This is a genomic window from Burkholderia sp. LK4, assembly GCF_001043615.1.
Classification (GTDB): domain Bacteria; phylum Pseudomonadota; class Gammaproteobacteria; order Burkholderiales; family Burkholderiaceae; genus Burkholderia; species Burkholderia cepacia.
Genome location: NZ_LDUL01000010.1, coordinates 176771 through 193962 on the forward strand (window position 1 = coordinate 176771; position 17192 = coordinate 193962).

At 67.4% G+C, this 17192-nt stretch carries 17 protein-coding genes; 11 read left to right on the plus strand and 6 right to left on the minus strand.

What is annotated here, in order from left to right; all coding sequences use genetic code 11:
- The first annotated feature begins 45 nt into the window (after nt 1–45).
- Both VK92_RS06365 and VK92_RS06370 read left to right on the plus strand, forming a co-directional pair.
- The gene (locus tag VK92_RS06365; RefSeq protein ID WP_021160381.1) at nt 46–1065 is read left to right on the plus strand and encodes a threonine/serine dehydratase; all 1020 of its coding nucleotides are present in this window, start codon (nt 46–48) and stop codon (nt 1063–1065) included.
- A 196-nt stretch (nt 1066–1261) separates the two neighbouring features.
- Nucleotides 1262–1681: a DUF3574 domain-containing protein gene (locus VK92_RS06370; RefSeq protein WP_048020977.1), complete on the plus strand. Its 420-nt coding sequence runs from the start codon at nt 1262–1264 to the stop codon at nt 1679–1681.
- Between the two features lie 83 nt (nt 1682–1764).
- Here the strand turns inward: VK92_RS06370 and VK92_RS06375 are convergent, their stop codons facing one another.
- Nucleotides 1765–4284 (minus strand): penicillin-binding protein 1A, encoded by a 2520-nt coding sequence (locus VK92_RS06375; RefSeq protein ID WP_021160379.1) that lies wholly within the window; start codon nt 4282–4284, stop codon nt 1765–1767.
- Between the two features lie 443 nt (nt 4285–4727).
- On the opposite strand from VK92_RS06375, the gene VK92_RS06380 reads away from it, so the two are divergent.
- The 4 genes from VK92_RS06380 to VK92_RS06395 all read left to right on the plus strand — a co-directional run bounded on the left by VK92_RS06380 (nt 4728) and on the right by VK92_RS06395 (nt 8106).
- Entirely contained in the window at nt 4728–5408 is a 681-nt protein-coding gene (locus tag VK92_RS06380) for a PspA/IM30 family protein (protein WP_021160377.1), read from the plus strand.
- 90 nt (nt 5409–5498) lie between these two features.
- Nucleotides 5499–6662, plus strand: a complete 1164-nt coding sequence (locus tag VK92_RS06385; protein WP_048020972.1) for a tetratricopeptide repeat protein — start codon at nt 5499–5501, stop codon at nt 6660–6662.
- A gap of 232 nt (nt 6663–6894) precedes the next feature.
- Nucleotides 6895–7326, plus strand: a complete 432-nt coding sequence (gene mscL / locus VK92_RS06390) for a large conductance mechanosensitive channel protein MscL (protein WP_006487991.1) — start codon at nt 6895–6897, stop codon at nt 7324–7326.
- Between the two features lie 333 nt (nt 7327–7659).
- Nucleotides 7660–8106, plus strand: coding sequence for a hypothetical protein (locus VK92_RS06395; RefSeq protein WP_027784713.1), 447 nt, complete (start codon nt 7660–7662; stop codon nt 8104–8106).
- A 66-nt stretch (nt 8107–8172) separates the two neighbouring features.
- Here the strand turns inward: VK92_RS06395 and VK92_RS06400 are convergent, their stop codons facing one another.
- The gene (locus VK92_RS06400) at nt 8173–9066 is read right to left on the minus strand and encodes an NAD(P)-dependent oxidoreductase (RefSeq protein ID WP_048020970.1); all 894 of its coding nucleotides are present in this window, start codon (nt 9064–9066) and stop codon (nt 8173–8175) included.
- Between the two features lie 135 nt (nt 9067–9201).
- On the opposite strand from VK92_RS06400, the gene VK92_RS06405 reads away from it, so the two are divergent.
- Both VK92_RS06405 and VK92_RS06410 read left to right on the plus strand, forming a co-directional pair.
- On the plus strand, nt 9202–9411 hold the full coding sequence (locus tag VK92_RS06405) for a dodecin (protein WP_021160372.1): 210 nt from the start codon (nt 9202–9204) through the stop codon (nt 9409–9411).
- 222 nt (nt 9412–9633) lie between these two features.
- Entirely contained in the window at nt 9634–10563 is a 930-nt protein-coding gene (locus VK92_RS06410; RefSeq protein ID WP_006478550.1) for a LysR substrate-binding domain-containing protein, read from the plus strand.
- Between the two features lie 144 nt (nt 10564–10707).
- Here VK92_RS06410 and VK92_RS06415 read toward each other — a convergent pair whose 3' ends face one another.
- A complete protein-coding gene (locus tag VK92_RS06415; protein WP_021160371.1) occupies nt 10708–12120 on the minus strand; it encodes an 8-oxoguanine deaminase in 1413 nt (470 codons plus the stop codon).
- A 518-nt stretch (nt 12121–12638) separates the two neighbouring features.
- On the opposite strand from VK92_RS06415, the gene uraH reads away from it, so the two are divergent.
- Nucleotides 12639–12992, plus strand: coding sequence for a hydroxyisourate hydrolase (gene uraH, locus VK92_RS06420; protein WP_011657188.1), 354 nt, complete (start codon nt 12639–12641; stop codon nt 12990–12992).
- Between the two features lie 52 nt (nt 12993–13044).
- Nucleotides 13045–14238: a urate hydroxylase PuuD gene (locus tag VK92_RS06425; protein WP_021160368.1), complete on the plus strand. Its 1194-nt coding sequence runs from the start codon at nt 13045–13047 to the stop codon at nt 14236–14238.
- A gap of 101 nt (nt 14239–14339) precedes the next feature.
- On the opposite strand, the gene VK92_RS06430 is transcribed toward VK92_RS06425, so the two are convergent.
- On the minus strand, nt 14340–14750 hold the full coding sequence (locus tag VK92_RS06430; RefSeq protein ID WP_048020966.1) for an ACT domain-containing protein: 411 nt from the start codon (nt 14748–14750) through the stop codon (nt 14340–14342).
- 81 nt (nt 14751–14831) lie between these two features.
- A complete protein-coding gene (locus VK92_RS06435; RefSeq protein ID WP_021160366.1) occupies nt 14832–15752 on the minus strand; it encodes a LysR substrate-binding domain-containing protein in 921 nt (306 codons plus the stop codon).
- A 134-nt stretch (nt 15753–15886) separates the two neighbouring features.
- Between VK92_RS06435 and VK92_RS06440 the strand changes: the two genes are divergently transcribed.
- Nucleotides 15887–16702: an aminotransferase class IV family protein gene (locus tag VK92_RS06440; protein ID WP_048020964.1), complete on the plus strand. Its 816-nt coding sequence runs from the start codon at nt 15887–15889 to the stop codon at nt 16700–16702.
- A 26-nt stretch (nt 16703–16728) separates the two neighbouring features.
- On the opposite strand, the gene VK92_RS06445 is transcribed toward VK92_RS06440, so the two are convergent.
- Complete coding sequence (locus tag VK92_RS06445; protein WP_048020962.1) at nt 16729–17133, minus strand: RidA family protein; 405 nt, start codon at nt 17131–17133, stop codon at nt 16729–16731.
- Nucleotides 17134–17192: the final 59 nt, after the last annotated feature.

Consider the following 17192-nt stretch of genomic DNA (forward strand, 5'->3'; position numbering starts at 1 on the left):
CCGGCCCGCGTGTGCGGGCCGGCCCACTCCGCCACCCGCCACGTCATGTCGACTGAACAACAGGGCACGGCCCATACGACGATCGACGGCGAGCCGATCCCGACGCTCGACGAAATCGCCGCGCAGCATTTCGCGCTGTCGCCCTGGGTCGCGCGCACGCCCGTGTTCGAACGCGCCGACCTGCCGTCCCTCGAGGGCACGCACGTCAACTTCAAGTTCGAACTGCTGCAGGTGAGCGGCAGCTTCAAGGCGCGCGGCGCATTCACGAACCTGCTTGCGCTCGACGAGGCCCGCAAGAACGCGGGCGTCACCTGCGTGTCGGCCGGCAATCACGCGGCGGCCGTCGCGTATGCGGCCATGCGGCTCGGCAGCAGCGCCAAGGTCGTGATGTTTCACACCGCGAGCCCGACGCGCATCGCGCAGTGCAAGCAGTACCGTGCGGAAGTCGTGCTGGCCGGCAGCGCGTCGCAGGCGTTCGATCTGGTGCGCCGGATCGAGGCCGAGGAAGGCCGCTTCTTCATCCATCCGTTCAACGGCTATCACACGATCCTCGGCACCGCGACGCTCGGCTACGAATGGGCGACGCAGACTCCCGACCTCGACGCGGTGATCGTACCGATCGGCGGCGGCGGGCTCGCGGCCGGCATGGCGACCGCGCTGCGGCTCGCGAATCCGCGCGTGCACGTGTACGGCGTCGAGCCGGAAGGCGCCGACGCGATGAGTCGCAGCTTCGCGGCCAATCACACGATCAAGATGAGCGCGATGCAAACGATCGCCGATTCGCTGATGGCGCCGCATACCGAGGAATACAGCTACCAGCTGTGCCGGCGCCACGTCGACCGCATCGTCACCGTGTCCGACGACGCGCTGCGTGCCGCGATGCTGTTCCTGTTCTCGCAACTGAAGCTGTCGGTCGAACCGGCATGCGCGGCCGCCCTCGCCGCGCTGCTCGGCCCGCTGCGCGAAACGCTGCAGGGCAAGCGCGTCGGCGTGCTGCTGTCGGGCACGAATACCGACCCGGGCACGCTCGGCATGCATCTCGCGCACGCGAAACCGCAGCACTGATCGCGCGCCGGGCGTCAGCGAACCAACCTAGGGTTATCCCCAGATTATGTTGACAGCCCTGTTGATAACCCGCCGGACAAACACGCAAGTGGTTGAGCGCGCAGCGTTTTGCGCGCGCGGAGGTCGATCGACACGAATTGGGCAGATGCGGCCTTCAGCCGCGTGCCCCAAGACCTGGTGGCACCGCGCGGCGCCCATGATCGGGGGCGTCGCGATCGCACTGCTCTCCGGTTGCGCGGCACCGCCCCCGCCCGCCGCCGGCACGGCGCCGGCCTGCACCCAGCCGGGCGAGAGCCGCATGCTGCAGGCCGACCTGCTGTTCGGGCGCGACATCGCGGGACACGGCTCCGTCACCGATGCGGAGCGCGCGGCGTTTCTCGCCGACACGGTCACGCCGCGTTTTCCCGACGGCCTGACCTACTGGGATACGCACGGCCAATGGCGCGACCGCACGAGCGGCGGTATCACGCGCGAGGACAGCTTCGTGATCCGTATCATCGCCGACGATACGCCCGACACGCGCGTGCGGCTCGCCGCGATCCGGAAGGCCTATATGGAGCGGTTTCATCAGGAATCGGTCGGCATGACGGTGGTGCCTGCCTGCGCGTCGTTCTGATTCCGCCGCTCCCGCTTGCGTCGACGCACAAAAAAACGGGCGCCCGAAGGCGCCCGTCGCACGCATGAACAGCGGTATTCCGCTTACTTGTTCTCGAACATGTCCATGATCTGCTGCTTCTCCTGCGGCGTGACGGGCGGCGGCGCGAGCCCGGCCGCACCGGCCGAACCCAGCGCGTCGTTCGCGCTGATCGCGTTCTCGGCCGGGTTGATGTCGACGTTCGCGACGAAGCCGTTGCCCGGCGTGCGATCGGCGTAGTACAGCTCGCCGTCGATCGAGGTCAGGCCGTCCGGCATCGGCATCTGCTGCTCGGGCACGCCGTTCAGCGCGGTGCGCATGTAGTTCACCCAGATCGGCAGCGCGAGCTGCGCGCCGAACTCGCGGCTGCCGAGGCTCTTCGGCTGGTCGAAGCCCATCCATGCCACCGCGACGAGCGATTGCTGGTAGCCGGCGAACCAGCCGTCCTTCGCGTCGTTCGTCGTACCGGTCTTGCCCTGCAGGTCGCTGCGGCCCAGTGCGTTGGTGCCCGCGCCCGTGCCGGCAGTCGCGACCGAATGCAGCAGGCTGTTCATCACGTACGCGTTGCGGCCTTCGATCGTGCGCGGGGCCGTGCTGCCCGCCAGCACCGGCTGCGACTTCTGCAGCGGCTGGCCGCGCGCGTCGTCGACCTCGGCGATCAGGTACGGATCGACCTTGTAGCCGCCGTTCGCGAACACCGCATAACCCGTCGCGAGCTGCAGCGGCGTCACGAGGCCCGCGCCGAGTGCCATCGGCAGGTAAGGCGGCGTCTTCGCGGGATCGAAGCCGAAGCGCTGCGTCACGTACTGCTGCGCATACTGCGTGCCGATCGACGCGAGGATCCGGATCGACACGAGGTTCTTCGAACGCTGCAGGCCGGTACGCATCGTCATCGGGCCGTCCGGCTGGTCGTCGTCCTTCGGCTCCCAGGCGGTGCCGCCCGGCACGCTCGGCGGGAAGTACAGCGGCGCGTCGTTGATCATCGTCGCCGGCCCCATGCCCTTGTCGAGCGACGCCGAGTAGATGAACGGCTTGAACGACGAGCCCGGCTGCCGCCATGCCTGCGTCACGTGGTTGAACTTGCTCTTGTTGAAGTCGAAGCCGCCGACGAGCGAGCGGATCGCGCCATCCTGCGGCGCGATCGCGACGAGCGCGCCTTCGACCTGCGGCAGCTGCACGACCTGCCAGCCCGTCTTGCCGTCCTTCAGCACGCGCACGACCGAGCCCGGCTTGATGCGCAGCGTATCGTTCGCGCGCGGGCTCAATGCGGCCGACACGAAGCGCAGCCCGGCCGGCCCGATAGTCGTGGTCGCGCCGCCGACGAACTGCACCTCGACCGCGTTCGGCGACGCCGACAGCACGACCGCCGACTGCAGGTCGCCGTTGTCCGGGTGATCGGCGAGCGCGTCGTCGATCGCCTCGTCGCGGTCGTCGCCGGCCGCGGGCAGCTGGATCGACGCTTCCGGCCCGCGATAGCCGTGGCGGCGCTCGTAGTCGAGAATGCCGCGACGCACGGCCTGGTACGCGGCTTCCTGGTCGGCCGAATTGATCGTCGTCGTGACGGTCAGCCCGCGCGTATAGGTTTCGTCCTTGTACTGCTGGTACATCATCTGCCGCACCATCTCGGCGACGTACTCGCCGTGCACCGCGTACTGGTTGCCCGGCGTGCGCACGTGGATCTCTTCCTTCACGGCCTCGTCGTACTGCGGCTGCGTGATGTAGCCGACCTCGAGCATGCGCTTCAGGATGTATTCCTGGCGCACCTTCGCGCGTTTCGGATTGACGACCGGGTTATAGGCGGACGGCGCCTTCGGCAGCCCCGCGAGCATCGCCGCTTCCGCGAGCGTGATGTCCTTCAGGTCCTTGCCGAAATACACGCGCGCGGCGGCCGCGAAGCCGTACGAGCGCTGGCCGAGATAGATCTGGTTCATGTACAGCTCGAGGATCTGGTCCTTCGTCAGGGCCTTCTCGATCTTGTACGCGAGCAGCATTTCGTAAATCTTGCGCGTGTACGTCTTCTCGCTCGACAGAAAGAAGTTGCGCGCGACCTGCATCGTGATCGTGCTCGCGCCCTGGCGCGCGCCGCCGTGCATCAGGTCGGCGACGCCCGCGCGCAGGATGCCGACGAAGTCGACACCGCCGTGCTCGTAGAAGCGGTAGTCCTCGATCGCGAGCACGGCCTTCTTCATCACGTCGGGAATGTCCTGGAACCGCACGAGGCTGCGGCGCTCCTCGCCGAACTCGCCGATCAGTACGTGATCGGCCGTGAACACGCGCAGCGGCACCTTCGGCTGATAGTTGGTCAGCGCATCGAGCGACGGCAGTTGCGGCGCCATCACGACCAGCGCGTAGCCGACGATCAGCGCGCCGACGATCGCCAGCGTCGCGAACAGGCCGGCGAACCACAGCGCGACGCGCGAGCCGAACGAGCGACGGCGCCCTCCGCCGCCGCTGCTGCGCTGGGTGCGGCGGTCGTCGTCGCGATCGTCGTCATCGGGGTAATAGGCTCCGGACGGCGAACGGCGCAGCGTGTAGTGGGGTTCGTTCCTGTCGGAAGAAGAAGGCGGTCGTTTGATAATTGGCATGTCGGAATGGCGGGCGTACGTGGCACCCTCGGACGCATGCGGAAATGCAAGCGGATGAATCAGAGCGGGTACAGCGTGATGCGGCTGTCACGTCGACAGACCCCGCCGCGCGGCGATCCGTTCCCGCGACGTGACAGCGCATTTTAATGAAATCGACCGGGTGCCTTCGCGATTTTTTGTAAAAATTCCCGCAATGCCGTGATTTGAGGAACGTATTGTCGGCATCCTCTGCCTATCATGGACACGCAATATGGTGCGCACGGTCGATTTTCTTTCAACCGCGAAAGGTTCGACATCCTGATGCGCACGCCGCTTGAACTCGCGCGTTTAAGCCGTATTTAAGTGAACCGGTGGTGTAATATCCGCCGGCTCATGCGGGTCGGAACCGGCTCGCTACGGGCACTGCCGCGGTGACGCGGCGCCTTTCAATCACGGAGGATTTCATGTCGCTTTTCGACTCTGTTTCGCGCACGATCAAAGGCCTGCTGAACGATGCGGCCGATTCGGTACAGGATCCGTCGCGCGACGCACGGCAGATCGTGCGGGAGCTCGACGACAGCATCGGTCGTGCCGAGAATTCGCTGATCGAGATCGAGGCACAGGTCGCGACCCAGCGCAGCAAGCGCGATGCGGCCGACGACAAGGTGAAGAAGTACGAGGACGGCGCGAAACGCGCGCTGCAGGCCGGCGACGAGGCACTCGCACGCGAGGCGCTCGGCGCGCAGTCGAACGCGGAAGCCGAGCGTGACGCGCTCGCGGCCGAACTGTCGACGCTCGAGCCGTCGGTCGACAAGCTGAAGGGGCAGATCGCCGACATGCGTCAGCGCCGCAACGACCTGAATGCACGCTCGAACATCCTGCAGGCCAAGCAGGAAATCGCACAGGCGAAGGACGTCGCGGCCAGCGCGCTGGGCGGCATCGGCGGCAAGAACCTGTCCGAAGACTTCCAGAAGCTCGAGGACAAGGTCGCGCTGCAGAACGCCCGCTCGGACGCGCGCCTCAATTCCGCCGACACGTCGAGCGGCAAGGCACTCGACGACAAGCTCGCCGCGCTGAACAAGGGCCCGTCGGTCGAGGATCGCCTCGCCGCGCTGAAGAAGCAGCTCGACACGCCCGCGCAGTAACGGCAACTGCGGGCAACCGCGCCGCCGCCCGCCCCGGGCGCGCGGCGCGAACCGATCGTCAGGAGACGGGCGCCTGCGCCCGGTTCGACCATGAAGAAATCTCTCGCCGCACTCGGCCTCTCGCTGATGTTGCTGTCGTCCGCCGCGTTTGCGGTCCCGTCGCTGCAGCAGGTCGAGCAGTCGATCGCGCAACGCAACTGGCAGCAAGCCGACACGCAGCTGTCGCAAGTCATCGACGCCCATCCGAACAACGCGCACGCGCGCTACCTGTATGCACAGGTGCTGGACCGCGAGGGCCGCGCGTCCGATGCGCTCGCGCAGCTGCAGCGCGCGAAGTCGCTCGATCCGCAGCTGAAGTTCACCGATGCGTCGCGCTTTGCCCAGACGGAGTCGCGCATTCGCGCCGACGCCGCGCGCGTGAGCGGCAACGTGCCGTCGGCGACGCAGGCCGGTACGCTGCAATCGTCGCTCGCGCCCGCCGCCGCGCCGGCCGAAAAACATGGCCCGTCGACCGGCATGTGGATCGGCCTCGGGCTGATCGTCGCGGTGATCGCGCTGGTGCTGCGCTGGACGCTGCGGCGCGCGCGCACGGCCGACGACAGCCGCGCCGACGACGAGCGCCGCACGCAGCTCAAGCGCGCCACCGACGTGCTGAACGACATTCGCCCGCTGAAGCTCGACGCGAAGCTGTCGACGGCGCCGGGGGCGGCGGCGCTCACGGGCGAACTCGAAGCGATCGAGACCGACGCGCGCACGCTCGTCGAAACGCTGTCCAACGGCAAGAATCCGGTGCCGCCCTATCGCGTCGATGAACTCGAACAGCGCCATGCGAGCGTGAAGGCACGCGTCGAAGGGCGTCCCGACCCGGCCGCGCAACCTGCTGCACCGGCGAACGGCAGCGGCTCCGTGTATGCGCAGGAAGCCGATCGCATGACGGGCGCGCAGGGCCAGCCGTATCCGCCGCCACCCTACCCGCAACAGCAACCGCCCGTCGTGATCCAGCAAGGCGGCGGCGGTTTCGGCGGCGGCATGGGCGGGCTGCTGACGGGCGTATTGCTCGGCGAGGCGATGTCGGGCGGCCGCGAGCGCGTGGTCGAACGCGACGTGATCGTCGACGGCGAACGCCACCGGCAGGAGAACGACCCGGGCTTCGACCTGGGCCGCGGCGATGCGTCGAACTGGAGCGACGGCAACGGCGGCGGCGGCATGGACCTCGGCAGCAACGACGACGGCTGGACCGACGACAACACCTGACGCCGCGCAGCGCGTCGACACACCCGCGACGCGCTGCAACGCACGCCACGCTCCCCTTCATCGCCGGCCGCGCCGACGCGCGGATTTGTCAATCATTTCAAGATGGACTACCGGCAATGGGGAGCGTTCGCTATCATGCGGCCATCGGCGTGCCACCGACCCTCATTCGACGCTCCGCATCCCCGCGCGTCGCGGCACGCCTCCCCTCGCCCCCAACAGGAGAAAGCCGCTCATGAGCATCATCAAGGAATTCAAGGAGTTCGCCGTCAAGGGCAACGTCATGGATCTCGCCGTCGGCGTGATCATCGGCGGCGCGTTCTCGAAGATCGTCGACTCGGTCGTGAAAGACCTGATCATGCCGGTGATCGGCGTGCTGACGGGCGGTCTGGATTTCTCGAACAAGTTCGTTCTGCTCGGCACCATCCCCCCGACGTTCAAGGGTAATCCCGATTCGTTCAAGGATCTGCAGGCCGCGGGTGTCGCCGCGTTCGGCTACGGCTCGTTCATCACCGTGGCGATCAATTTCGTCATCCTCGCGTTCATCATTTTCCTGATGGTGAAATTCATCAACAAGCTGCGCAAGCCGGAAGAAGCCGCACCGGCCGCGACGCCGGAAGACACGGTGCTGCTGCGCGAGATCCGCGATTCGCTGAAGCAGCGCTGATCGCCGAGCACTCCGCCTGCCAGGCCCGCCTCGTGCGGGCCTTTTTATTGCGCGCGCGATGCACCGCCGCATGCGGCCTGTCTCACTTTTTTGTGACGGGCGAATGCACGCGCGGGAAAAGCAGGTCTATGATGGAGACTAAACGACAGTACGGGCGCCAAGACGCTGGCTGTGTCGATCATGGCGAGCAGGTCGACGGGAGACATTGATCGTCGTACTGCACGAAGGCAGCATTTTCGTGTGCTATAAAGGATCGACATGCGGCGTACATAGCCGGGAGTGGGTCGCATGAAAATGCCGCATTTCTTGCAATTGTTTTTGAGGCGAGTGTTTATGTCCTTCCCGAAAAAACGTCGGCGTGCCCAGCAGGATGGCCAGGAGTCATTCCTCGCGGTATTGCGCCACTCGAAACCGTTTGCCCAGCTCGACACCAAGATTGCCCGCGCCCGTGCGCAGGACGAACCCGTCCTGTACGCCCACGTGCTGCCCGGTCTCGACGTGCTCCTGTGCAGCGTGCGCGGCGCCCAGCCGCCCTATCCCGCCATCGCCGAGCTGCGCAAGCGCTGCATCGAATCGATCGCCAACGCACTCGAGCAGCCGCTCGACGGCCTCGAGAACGGTGGTTACTGGTACGAAGCGAACGGCTTCGGTTTCCTCGTGTTCGCCAGCCGTGCGCGTGCGCGCATCCTGCCCGAGTTTGGTGCAGGCACGAAAGCGAGCCTGCGCGGCGGGCTCGGCCGCCAGAACGCCGGCGACACGACACCCCGCTCCCTCGGCTGATCCGCCTGCCATTCGATGGGCCGCCTCCGGGCGGCCCATCTGCCATTCACGCGCCCCGCTTGCCCGTCACGACGCCTGGCGACGCCCGTTGCCGGGCCGCACGATGTCGATGAACGCGGCGAAATCGGCGCCGGCGAGCCCTTGCGCGGCGCCCAGCCGCAGCACCTGCTGCACGGTGGCCGACACCGGCATCACCGCACCCGTGTCGCGTGCCGCGTCGGCGATCGCATCGACGTCCTTCTGGAACGTGCCGAGCGCGCCGATCGGTGCATGACCGCCCGACGTCATGCGCGGCACGAACGTCTGCAGCAGCACCGAATCGGCCCAGCCGCCGGCCAGCGCTTCGGCCAGCCGGGCGGCATCGATGCCGCTCGCCTGCGCGAGGCCGACGGCCTCGGCAATCGCGGTCACCGTCGCGGTGACGATCGCCTGGTTGCACAGCTTCGCCGTCTGCCCCGCGCCCGCGTCGCCCATGTGCGTGATGCGCGACGCGTACGTGTCGATCAGCGGCCGCACCGTGTCGAGATCGGCCGCGCGGCCGCCGGCCATCACCGCGAGCGTGCCGGCCTGCGCACCGGGCACGCCGCCCGATACGGGCGCATCGATCCAGCCGACGCCGAGTGCAGCCGCGCGCGCCGCGTAATCGCGCGTCGCGGCGGGCGGGATGCTCGAATGATCGACGATGCGTTGCAGGCGACGCGCGGCGGCATCGCCGGCCAGCAGCCCGTGCTCGCCGAACACGACGTCGCCCACCGCGCGGCCGTCGAGCACGCACACGAATACCGTATCGACGCGCTCCGCCAGTTCACGCGGCGTGCCGGCCACCTGCGCGCCATCCTTCACGAGCGCCTCGGCCTTGTCGCGCGAGCGATTCCACACGCTGACCCGATGCCCGGCCGCCAGCAAATGCCGAATCATCGGCGCGCCCATCAATCCCGGTCCGCAAAATCCGACTTCCACGATGTTCCTCGTCTCCGATATGGGTTGCACTTGCCGCCCATCATACCTATCACTCAAGAAGCCGGGCACGCGCGGCGCCGCTTCGGGAACGCGACCTGCACCGGCGACATATGCCGATATCCCAGGGAGCGCATCATGAGCGACCACGTGTACAAGATGATCGAACTGACCGGTTCGTCACAGCAATCGAGCGACGACGCCATCCGCAACGCGATCTCGAAAGCCGGCAAGACGCTGCACAACCTGCACTGGTTCCAGGTGACCGAAACGCGCGGCCACATCGAAGGCGACCAGGTGGTTCACTGGCAGGTGACGCTGAAGGTCGGCATGCGCATCGACGACTGACGCGCCCGTCGCATCCCACGCCGCGCCGCGATCCGGAGTCGCGCTACACGTGCCTCCGCGCGGCGCGGCGCGCCCGCTTGCAGCCCCGTTCAGGCCCCTTGTCGAGGCCCGGCCGGCGGGTGCCTGCGGGTATCCATCTCTTGACGCTGACTTTCGTTCATATTAAAAACGATATACCCACAGTACCCCTCGATCAGCCCAGACATATAACCCGGAGAAATCATGAGTCAGCAACGCGAGGCGATCGACACGTACCTCTTGCGCGTCTTGCACACCTTGTTGATGGAGCGCAGCGTCACGCGCGCGGCCGTCAAACTGAACCAGTCGCAACCGGCGATCAGTGCCGCGCTGCGGCGCCTGCGCGACATCACCGGCGATCCGCTGCTGGTGCGCGGCAAGTCCGGCATGGTGCCGACCGAATACGGGCTGCGCCTGCTCGAGCCCGTGCAGAACGCGCTGCGTGAAATCGAACGGATCAAGTTCCAGCAGCACAACTTCGACCCGGCCACGTCGATCCGCTGCTACCGGATCGGCTGCCCCGACTACCTGAACGTGCTGTTCGTGCCGACCGTCGTCGAGCGCTTTCGCCTGGCCGCGCCGAACGCGACGCTCGAGTTCCATTCGCTCGGCCCCGCATTCGACTACGAGCTCGCGCTGGAGGACGGCAAGCTCGACATCGTCGTCGGCAACTGGCCGGAACCGCCCGAGCAGCTGCATCTGTCGAACCTGTTCGTCGACGAAATCGTCTGCCTGATGAGCAACACGCACCCGTTCGCGAAGCGTGGCGGGCTCACGCTCGACCAGTACCTGAACGCGCCGCATCTCGCGCCGACGCCGTACTCGGTCGGCCAGCGCGGCGCGATCGACGTGCATCTCGCGCGCGAACGCCTGAAGCGCCACGTGGTCGTCACGCTGCCGTACTTCAACCTCGCGCCGTACGTGCTCGTGAAATCCGACCTGATCTTCACGACGACGCGCCTGTTCGCCGATCACTACGCGAAGTTCCTGCCGCTGTCGGTCGTGCCGGCACCGCTCGACTTCCCGCCGATGCAGTACTACCAGCTGTGGCACGAGCGCTGCCACTACTCCGACGAAGTGCGCTGGCTGCGCAGCCTCGTCGCCGAAGCCACCCGCACGCTGATCGAAGCGTAAGCGCGCACGACGTGCGCGCCGGCCACGCCGCTGCGGCGTGGCCCGAAGTGGCCCGAAGTGGCCTCGTGCGGCCGCGCGTGACGGATCCCGGCCTCGGCCGCCACGCGCCCGTGCAGCGCGCGGCGCACTCTCCCGCTCACGGCATCAGCGCGACGCCTCCACGAGTGCCTGCGCCAGCGCGTTATGCCGCGCGATGACAGGCGGCAGATCGAGCGTCGCCAGCCGCCCCTCCCGCACCACCACCTTCCCGTTCACCACCGTGTACGCCGTCTGCGACGGCGCGCAGAACACCAGCGCCGCGACCGGATCGTGCAGCGCGCCCGCGAACAGCGGCTGGCGCAGGTCGAATGCGGCGAAGTCGGCGGCCATGCCGGGCTTCAGCGCGCCGATATCGTCGCGGTTCAGCACCTTCGCGCCGCCGAGCGTCGCGATCTCGAGCGCTTCGCGCGCGGTCATCGCATCGGGCCCGAAACCGACCCGTTGCAGCAGCAGCGCCTGCCGCACTTCCGCGACCATCTGCGCACCGTCGTTCGACGCGGAGCCGTCGACGCCAAGGCCGACCGGCACGCCCGCGAGACGCATCTTCTTCACCGGCGCGATGCCCGACGCGAGCCGCATGTTCGAGCACGGACAGTGCGCGACGCCGGTGCCGGTGCGCGCGAACAGGCCGATGCCCGCATCGTCGAGCTGCACGCAGTGCGCATGCCACACGTCGTGGCCGACCCAGCCGAGATCTTCCGCATATTCGGCCGGCGTCATCCCGAACTTCTCGCGGCTGTACGCGATATCGTTGACGTTCTCCGCGAGGTGCGTGTGCAGCGACACGCCGTATTCGCGCGCCAGCACGGCCGCGTCGCGCATCAGCTCGCGGCTCACCGAGAACGGCGAGCACGGCGCGACCACCACGCGCAGCATCGCGTAGCGGCCTTCGTCGTGATAGGTCTCGATCAGGCGCTGCGTGTCGCGCAGGATCTCGGGCTCGCGCTCGACGACCGAATCGGGCGGCAGCCCGCCGTCGCGCTGGCCGACGCTCATCGAGCCGCGGCTCGCGTGAAAGCGCATGCCGATCCGCTGCGCGGCGCCGATGCTGTCGTCGAGGCGGCTGCCGTTCGGGTAGATGTACAGGTGATCGCTCGACGTCGTGCAGCCCGACTGCAGCAGCTCGGCCATCGCGGTAAGCGTCGACACCTCGATCATCTCGGGCGTCAGGTGCGCCCAGATCCGGTACAGGTTCGTGAGCCAGCCGAACAGTTCGGCATTCTGCGCGGCCGGCACCGCGCGCGTCAGGCTCTGGTACATGTGGTGGTGCGTGTTCACGAGCCCCGGGATCACGAGGTGGCCGCGCAGGTCCAGCACTTCGTCGGCCGTGTCGGGCAGCTCGGCGCTCGGGCCGACCGCGACGATCCGGTTGTCTTCGATGTAGAGCCCGGCGTCGCGCAGCTCGCGGCGCGTGTCGTCCATGGTCACGAGCACGTCGGCGTGCTTGACCAGCAGGGTTTTCGGGCGGGATGAGGAAGGGTTCGGCGCGCGTGCGCCAGCGTGCTGCTCAAGGTTCATGCGTTCTCCGCGTCGGTCTGCCCCAGGCGCTGATCCTGGTGGCGGTCACACAGCCGTTCGAACGCTGAATCGCGGCACGCTCCGGTGCCTGCGTCCGTTCGAACGCCCTGGCCCGGTTACCCGGCGTGCTCGCCGTCTTCGGGGTACGCGCGGGCCACAGGCCGACGCGCACGGCGGGAGGATCGCCCAAGCACGCGCCGCACACAATGCGCGATCCGGAATACCGCGCTTCACGGTTTCGATATGGTACGCCGCGCACCGCCCGGCGGAAGGCCGGAAACACCCGAAAAGCGCGCCGGAAGCGGTGTCCGCCGTACCGTCGACAGCCGCTCATGCGCGGCGCATTATCTTTGATATCGCGCCCGTATTTGCGCGGGGAACCTTTTTACAATGCCTGCACGGCGCTCGCTTCAATCTCGCCGACGGGTATGTAGCCACGTGACGTGGAGCCTCGATCCGCCGCACAGTCAATGGATCGAGTCGCCGCCGAACCTCGCATTCACACAAGGACTCAACGAATGGGAAAGCTCACTACCCACGTACTCGATACGGCGCACGGCCGTCCCGGCGCGGCAATCAAGGTGGACCTCTACGCGCTGGACGGCGAATCGCGCCGCGCGATCAAGACCGTGCTGACCAATAGCGACGGCCGCTGCGACGAACCCCTGCTCGAAGGCGCCGCGCTCGCCGCCGGCGAATACGAACTCGTGTTCCATGCCGGCGACTACTTCGCGTCGCTCGGCGTGAAGGTGCCCGAACCCCGTTTCGTCGACCGCGTCGTGCTGCGCTTCGGCATCGCCGACACCGCTTCGCACTACCACGTGCCGCTGCTCGTGTCGCCGTGGTCGTACAGCACCTATCGCGGCAGCTGACATTCGAATCAGCGCCCGCATCAAACAAACGATTTGAGTCTGGAGGAGTTTCATGGAAGGCTTCATCACCGACTGGCTGAACCTCGCGCTGCGATGGCTGCACGTCATCGTCGCCATTGCGTGGATCGGCGAGTCGTTCTATTTCGTCGCGCTCGACAACAGCCTGAAACCGCCGACCGACCCGAACCAGCGCAAGCGCGGTGTGTTCGGCGAGCTGTGGCATGTCCACGGCGGCGGTTTCTACAACATGCAGAAGTACACGGTCGCCCCGCCGGAAATGCCGGATGACCTGCACTGGTCGAAGTGGCCGTCGTACACGACCTGGCTGTCGGGCTTCTCGCTGTTCTTCGTGCTGTACCTGCTCGCACCGAACACCTACCTGATCGACAAGAGCGTGCTCGACATGGGCCCGGTGGTCGCCGTCGCGTCCGCACTCGGCTTCCTCGCGGCCGGCTGGATCGTCTACGACTCGCTGTGCCGCATCCTCGGCACCAACGACCGCGTGCTCGGCATCTGCGTCGGCATCTACGTGGTCGCCGCCGCCTACCTCGCGTGCCATATCTTCGCGGGCCGTGCCGCCTACCTGATCGTCGGCGCGATGCTCGCGACGATCATGTCGGCGAACGTGTTCTTCGTGATCATCCCCGGCCAGCGCAAGATGGTCGACAAGATGCTCAAGGGCGAAGAGCCGAACCCGATCTACGGCAAGCGCGGCAAGCAGCGCTCGGTGCACAACACGTACTTCACGCTGCCGGTCGTGTTCGCGATGCTGTCGAACCACTACGCGATGACCTACACGAACAAGTTCAACTGGGTCGTGCTCGTGCTGATCATGCTGGCCGGCGCGCTGATCCGCCAGTTCTTCGTGATGCGTCACCGCGGCAAGCAGCTGTGGTACCTGCCGATCGGCGGCGTCGCACTGCTGTCGGGTGCGCTGGTCTGGACGATGCCGAAGCCGGTCGCGCCGGAAGCGCAAGCGGCCAACGCACCGAAGATCGTGATCAACGACATCATGCCGATCCTGCAGCAACGCTGCGTCGAGTGCCACTCGTCGAAGCCGACGCTGATGGGCAGCGCGCCCGCGGGCGTGATGTTCGACACGCCGGACGAAGTGTCGAAGAACGCACAGCGTATCTACGAACAGGCCGTGCGCCTGAAGGCGATGCCGATCGGCAACGTCACACACATGACCGACGACGAGCGGACGAAGCTCGCCGCCTGGTTCGAGGGTGGCGCGAACAAATAAGCCGCCGCGCGCCGGGTGTGAGTGCCCGGTGCAATCCTCTCCGTTCTCGGGCCCGGTGACGGGCCCGTTTTTTTTGGCGCGGCCCGGATGCCCTGCGCGCGTCAGCCGCGCGTCGCGCCGCGCTGGAGCGCGACGAGCGCATCGAGCGCGCGCGGGCCGTCGTCGAACGGCACGAAGATGTGATCGTGGTACGCGGCCGCCATCACGTTGCAGCTGATGCCGGCCGCGCCGAGTGCCCGCGCGAACGCCGCCGTGAGGCCGACGGCCGCCAGGTCGGAATGCACGGTCAGCGTGATCCAGGCCGAGCGGAACAGCACCGGCCAGCCGCGACGTGCAGCCGTTTCCTCGTCGACCACGACCGTCAGCCCTTCCGCTTCGCGGAACGTCGCAATGACTTCGGATAACGATACGTCTGCATCGGCCGGCAGCGACACGAAGGCGAACGCACCCGGATGCAGTTCGGGCTGCATCGTGCTCAGCAGGATTGCGAGGTCGTTTTCAGGTTGGCTCATCGGAAGAACACGCCCGGAACCGGGCATCGTGCGGTGGAGGTGCGGGCACGATAGCATGCGCCGCCGCTGCCACAGCTGCAACTACGCGCGCATCGTCGCGACTTCGTCCGCGAGCCAGCCGCGCAGTGCGACGATGCGCGGATCGTCCTGCGTGCGTTCGGGATACACGACGTGATACGCAAGGCCCGGCGCCACCCCGACGTTCACGTCGAACAGCTGCACGACGCGCCCTTCCGCGAGATCGCGCGCGATCATGTGCGGTTCCGCAAGACCGACCGCCGTGCCGTCCGTCACGGCCTGCACGACGTGGCTCGAATCCGGAAACGACACGCACCGGCTGTCGTCGAAACCGTCGACGCCGGCCGCGGCCATCCACGCCGACCAGCGCGGCCAGGTCACGCCGTCGACTTCGCAGTCGACATGGCAGAGCGTATGGCGCAGCAGATCGCGCGGCTTGCGCAACGGCGGCCCGGCCGACAGCAGTGCCGGGCCGCAGACCGCGACGACCGACGTATCGAACAGGCGCTGCGCGCACGCGTCGCGATAACGCCCGGTGCCGAAGCGGATCGCGACATCGACGTCGTCGTCGTCGAAATCGCGCAACCGGTCGGTGATGTCGAACGTCAGCTCGAACGCCGGATGCGCGGCCCTGAAACGCGGCAGGCGCGGCAGCAACCAGTGCGTCGCGAAACGCGCGCCGACCGACACGCGCAACTCCGTCTGCTCCCGCGCGATGCGCCGCGCCCGGGCCGTCGCGCGCTGCAGGCCCGCCAGCGCATCGGCGGCCGCGGCGGCCAGCACGACGCCGGCCGGCGTCAGCCGGATGCTGCGGCTCGTGCGGACGAACAGTACGACGTCGAGCTGAGCCTCGATTTCCTTGATCTGATGACTGACTGCCGCCGGCGTCAGCCCGACCTCGTCGGCCGCCCGCGAGAAATTCAGGTGCCGCGCCGCCGCATCGAACGTCCTCAGCGCGCGCGTACCGGGCCACATGCGTTCCATCGATCTTCAAACCGGATTTGATGACCGTTCCAAAACTACTCGTTTTTCAAGATGCCATCAATCTGCAAACAATAGACTTTCTTGACGATGCCGCGAGCCGCCCCCCGCTCGCGACCGAACCCGGAGATCCGCCGATGACCGTTGCCCCGTTCCCGTCCGTCGTTCAGCTCAACGGCGGTGCCGCCACCCCGGACGCGCTCGCGCCGCTCGCATTCGCGGGCCACGCGCATTTCACCGCGATGCAGGTGCGCGACGGCCGCGTACGCGGCCTCGACCTGCATCTCGCACGGCTGCACGATGCGTCGAACGCACTGTTCGGCCAGGCGCTGCCCGACGACCGGATTCGCGCGCTCCTGCGCGCTGCGCTCGAGCGCGCGCCGTCGGCGCTGTCGCTGACGGCGACCGTGCATGCGACGACGGGTGAATTCGTCGCACCGCGCGACGACGAAACGCTCGACGTGCTGGTGCGCACCGCCGCGCCGTCGTCGGGGCCGGCGGGCCCGCTCGATCTCGCGCTGTTCGAATACGAGCGCGTGCTGCCGGAAATCAAGCATGTCGGCGAAGTCGCCAAGACACACTTCCTGCGCCGCGCGATCGCGCAGGGATTCGACGATGCGGCATTCGTCGATCGCCACGGGCGCATCAGCGAAGGATCGATCTGGAATCTGGCGTTCTGGACCGGCGACACGGTTGTGTGGCCGGTGGCGGACATGCTCGGCGGCGTCACGATGCGCATCGTGCGCCGGCAACTGGCACGCCTGGGCGTCGCACAGCGCGATCGCGAACTGACGCCGGCCGATCTGCCATCGATGGCCGGCGCCGTCGTGATGAACTCGTGGACACCCGGTGTCGCCGTGCGACGGTTCGGCACGGCGACGCTGCCGGACTCGTCGTCGCTCGTCGCGCTGCTGCATCGTGCGTATGAACAGGAGATGCCCGTCGCGCCGTGACGCGCGGGCCCCGTGTCGGGCATGGCTCACCCGTCGACGGTCTCCGGCAGCCGCGCGATCGCCTTGATCTCGAACTGGAAGCCGTACAACCAGGTCACGCCGACGGCAGTCAGCGTCGGATAAGGCGCGTCGCCCCAGTACTCGGGGACGATCTCCCAGATCCGCTCGAACGTCGCTTCGGGATCCACGAGGAACACCGTCACGTCGACGACGTCGCCGAACGTGCAGCCGGCCGCGCGCAGTACCGCGTTCAGGTTGTCGAACGCGCGGCGGACCTGCGCGCCCAGTTCCGGTTCAGGCGAGCCGTCCTCGCGGCTGCCCACCTGCCCGGACACGAACAGGAAGCCGTTCGAGCGCAGCGCCGGCGAATAGCGGTTGCGCTCGTACAGTGCCCGCCGACCGGGCGGAAAAACCACGCTACGCTTTACCATTCAGCACCTCCTTCGGTTGGTGGGGCGAAACCGCCCCGGCATCGACGATGAAGGCACTT

What these genes read in the sequence shown, in the direction of transcription:
- VK92_RS06365 (WP_021160381.1), top strand. Translation starts at nt 46, where the DNA reads ATGTCGACTGAACAACAGGGCACGGCCCATACGACGATCGACGGCGAG.
- VK92_RS06375 (WP_021160379.1), bottom strand. Translation starts at nt 4,284, where the DNA reads ATGCCAATTATCAAACGACCGCCTTCTTCTTCCGACAGGAACGAACCC.
- VK92_RS06370 (WP_048020977.1), top strand. Translation starts at nt 1,262, where the DNA reads ATGATCGGGGGCGTCGCGATCGCACTGCTCTCCGGTTGCGCGGCACCG.
- VK92_RS06395 (WP_027784713.1), top strand. Translation starts at nt 7,660, where the DNA reads ATGTCCTTCCCGAAAAAACGTCGGCGTGCCCAGCAGGATGGCCAGGAG.
- VK92_RS06415 (WP_021160371.1), bottom strand. Translation starts at nt 12,120, where the DNA reads ATGAACCTTGAGCAGCACGCTGGCGCACGCGCGCCGAACCCTTCCTCA.
- VK92_RS06445 (WP_048020962.1), bottom strand. Translation starts at nt 17,133, where the DNA reads ATGGTAAAGCGTAGCGTGGTTTTTCCGCCCGGTCGGCGGGCACTGTAC.
- VK92_RS06405 (WP_021160372.1), top strand. Translation starts at nt 9,202, where the DNA reads ATGAGCGACCACGTGTACAAGATGATCGAACTGACCGGTTCGTCACAG.
- VK92_RS06430 (WP_048020966.1), bottom strand. Translation starts at nt 14,750, where the DNA reads ATGAGCCAACCTGAAAACGACCTCGCAATCCTGCTGAGCACGATGCAG.
- mscL (WP_006487991.1), top strand. Translation starts at nt 6,895, where the DNA reads ATGAGCATCATCAAGGAATTCAAGGAGTTCGCCGTCAAGGGCAACGTC.
- VK92_RS06410 (WP_006478550.1), top strand. Translation starts at nt 9,634, where the DNA reads ATGAGTCAGCAACGCGAGGCGATCGACACGTACCTCTTGCGCGTCTTG.
- VK92_RS06385 (WP_048020972.1), top strand. Translation starts at nt 5,499, where the DNA reads ATGAAGAAATCTCTCGCCGCACTCGGCCTCTCGCTGATGTTGCTGTCG.
- VK92_RS06435 (WP_021160366.1), bottom strand. Translation starts at nt 15,752, where the DNA reads ATGGAACGCATGTGGCCCGGTACGCGCGCGCTGAGGACGTTCGATGCG.
- VK92_RS06440 (WP_048020964.1), top strand. Translation starts at nt 15,887, where the DNA reads ATGACCGTTGCCCCGTTCCCGTCCGTCGTTCAGCTCAACGGCGGTGCC.
- VK92_RS06380 (WP_021160377.1), top strand. Translation starts at nt 4,728, where the DNA reads ATGTCGCTTTTCGACTCTGTTTCGCGCACGATCAAAGGCCTGCTGAAC.
- uraH (WP_011657188.1), top strand. Translation starts at nt 12,639, where the DNA reads ATGGGAAAGCTCACTACCCACGTACTCGATACGGCGCACGGCCGTCCC.
- VK92_RS06425 (WP_021160368.1), top strand. Translation starts at nt 13,045, where the DNA reads ATGGAAGGCTTCATCACCGACTGGCTGAACCTCGCGCTGCGATGGCTG.